Here is a 2,918-nt window from a genome sequence, read left to right as displayed (position 1 = left end):
AAATTCCGGTTAAATTATTATGTAAATCGGATAAATATATGTGCAAATCCATGATTTAACTAGATAAATTAATTTGTAAAACTTAGGATAAGATAAAGTGTAAATCAACAATTAGTATAAAAGGAGAAAATAAGAATGGCTAATAAAACTATATGAAAATAGTAAATTAAAAACATTAATTCAAATAAATAAGTACCGTAATGAGTGTAGATATTCTTTAGCACCTTTAAAATAATACAATAGATATTGTAGCTGTGCTATTACATACAAATACACTAAAAGAAATTTTATTTTTTCTGCAACGGTCTGAGTATAACCAACGGGAAATAAAATAAGGCATGAACATTGACTGCTTCTGCCGCCATATTTAGTTTCAAATAGATTGTGTGGTTATGGGTTAGTATTTCTAAGTCACAATTAAATCAACTGAACAAAAAAATAAAACAGACTGGCTAAAGTACACCAGCCCATTATTATTTTCATATATTTTTTAATTAAAGGGGGACTCCAATTAAAAAGTCAATCACTAGCTATTACTATATATTCATAGTAACAAGTAACTGTGTCAATGTAATGTCGGAAATAACAATAAGTTGTAAATTAAAACTACAGCCATTAATTTTTTTATTTGCATTTTTTGTTTAGTTTGTCCAGTATGTCTACTAATTTTATACCATTCTGTTCACATATAAGAGAGCTTTTATTCGTTTTGATCTAATGTTACCTTCAAAGTTATATGGTTGACAATGCATAGGAATGAATCTAGTGCAACCTTAATTCCCATTTCAATACTAACACACATTTCTTCCATTCTAAAATAAGTGTTGAAATATCAAATTTAGTATTAACATCTATATTTCAACATAAATGCTTATACCAAATTTGATATGCCTTGTAACACCGCAGTACTCTCTTTTTAATATAATCTCCGTCTGTGACCAATTGTACAAGTAAAGCTATTTTATTTAGTCCGATGGATTTCAAAATTTTGTCCATCTAATATATGTATGTCATTAAATTTAAGCTTGGCTCTAAGTTTACTTATAAATTAAGTCATATCCTGTTGCAACCATATTATACTCATCTATTTTTACACAATTGTATTTAACCTTTAATTTACTATATACCTTTTCCTTTTTTTAATCATTCTCAAACTTAATTATATTTATTTTAGAATGTATTTTATTGCATGTTATTTTATCTACAAGATACTTTAGATTTTTTATTCCTCTTCTTGAATTCAGAGCTGCTTATAATAATGAATATTTCTAAAATAATCTTTTTCATCTAAAAAACCAAGGTTATATAAAATGCTTTTTTCTTTTAAAATACCTATAAAAACCACTTCTTTAACACTCAAATCATCAATACTTACAGGTTCTTCATAAAAACTTTTTTCTAAAATATCTCTTTTTTCTTTTCTTCTTTTTTCAGCGTCTATCCTTCTATGCTCTACATACCTATTGTAACAACAAGCATCGCTCTTTTTATGACCACAATTACTGCATTTTTTTCTTAACTCTTGAAAAGAATTACAATAAGTTCTACTTTCTAATATATGCTTTACCTTTTCTCCACAAACCTCACAGATATCATCTGAGTACAATGTGACTGTTTGAATAAAGTTAGAACTATACTCTAACCCATGTTCTAATAGCAATTGTTTTACTGTAAGTTTATTCTCATAATACTCATCCACTATTTTCATTAAAGTTTCATTTTGTAATTCTTTAATTTTCAAGTATATTACTCCTCTTAATAATTAATCCGTATGTTTAAACCGAGCTTAAATTATCACTTTCTTCTCTTTGTCTTATACTTTTAAGAAATAATATTAATGGTTTTGTCAATTGTAAAATTATTGAATCACCACAATCAATAACCTTGTAGGCTACTTCTATTTTTTCATTCTTGACACTTTCTACTTCTTCAACAGCAGTAATTATAATGTTCAGCTCCTTATCCAGTGATATTATGTAATTTTCTCCTCTAATTACAGGGGATTCATAATTATAATAATATTCTAAAATAAACATATTAAATATAATGTCATTTAGTGGAAATTCAATAGTATTTGATCCACTGTTTCTTCCTTTGTTTAACATTAGCAGCAATAATTTAGACTCTCTAGATTTCACACTATCTAACAATTTCCTATTTATAGATATTTTCCTTCCAATTTCTGAAATTGCTTTAACTATTCTCTTTATATTAATTTTTATAAATATCTCATAGTCATTTCCAAATATATCAACACTCTTTTCTTCAGTTAACATATCCATTAAACCTACAAATTCATCTTTACAAATCTCTATCTTAAATTTCATTGTTAAAATCACCTCTATCATTGTTTATTAGTTTGATAACCTGTAGCAACTTATCCCTAAATATTACTCTTTCATCGTTAGTCAAAATATCTGGTAGGGCCTCCTCCAAATGAAACTCCAGTTCCAGGTAATCACTGCTTCTCGTGTTTCCTTTAAATATACCATGTACACCACACCCAAAATCATTTTCATAAGCAAAGCTATAATTATATGAATTGTATTTTTTACTTTCATGGTATTTTACCGCTGTAGCGCTATACTTTACATAGGTAGCTTCACCAATCACCTTAACTTCTGTTATGTATTTGTTTATTCTATTAAGCAATTTTAGAAAATTCTTTTCCTGTAATCTTATTTCCTTTGTCCCTTCTTTATTTGTTCCAAAAAGACCCTTAATATTATCTAATTTATAATTCATTTTAAGGCATAACAAACTGCTTCTCAATAACTTAATTATTCTCTTTTCTAGTTCATCTTCATTAGCTGTTGATTTACACTTTATCTTATCCTAAGTTTTACAAATTAATTTATCTAGTTAAATCATGGATTTGCACATATATTTATCCGATTTACATAATAATTTAACCGGAA

3 protein-coding genes are annotated in these 2,918 nt (G+C 26.8%); all 3 read right to left on the bottom strand.

Annotated features, from left to right (window positions below; all coding sequences use genetic code 11):
• Positions 1-1,240: 1,240 nt before the first annotated feature.
• From KPL38_RS18785 to KPL38_RS18775, 3 genes are read right to left on the bottom strand one after another with little or no spacing between them, the layout of a single operon-like run.
• On the bottom strand, positions 1,241-1,741 hold the full coding sequence (locus KPL38_RS18785; protein WP_216290662.1) for a hypothetical protein: 501 nt from the start codon (positions 1,739-1,741) through the stop codon (positions 1,241-1,243).
• Between the two features lie 34 nt (positions 1,742-1,775).
• Positions 1,776-2,327 carry a hypothetical protein gene (locus tag KPL38_RS18780; RefSeq protein ID WP_216290661.1) on the bottom strand — a complete coding sequence of 184 codons (552 nt, stop codon included), beginning with the start codon at positions 2,325-2,327 and terminating at the stop codon, positions 1,776-1,778.
• Entirely contained in the window at positions 2,317-2,745 is a 429-nt protein-coding gene (locus KPL38_RS18775) for a hypothetical protein (protein WP_216290660.1), read from the bottom strand. Before KPL38_RS18775 ends, KPL38_RS18780 begins: the two co-directional genes overlap by 11 nt.
• Between the last annotated feature and the right edge of the window lie 173 nt (positions 2,746-2,918).

The organism is Clostridium psychrophilum, assembly GCF_018861705.1.
Classification (GTDB): domain Bacteria; phylum Bacillota; class Clostridia; order Clostridiales; family Clostridiaceae; genus Clostridium_AD; species Clostridium_AD psychrophilum.
Note: the sequence above shows the minus strand (reverse complement) of the source record. Positions and strands in the feature narration are given on the sequence as shown.

Bases quoted from the DNA above. Each gene is read 5' to 3' on its own strand.
- KPL38_RS18775 (WP_216290660.1), bottom strand. From the start codon at position 2,745: ATGAATTATAAATTAGATAATATTAAGGGTCTTTTTGGAACAAATAAA.
- KPL38_RS18780 (WP_216290661.1), bottom strand. From the start codon at position 2,327: ATGAAATTTAAGATAGAGATTTGTAAAGATGAATTTGTAGGTTTAATG.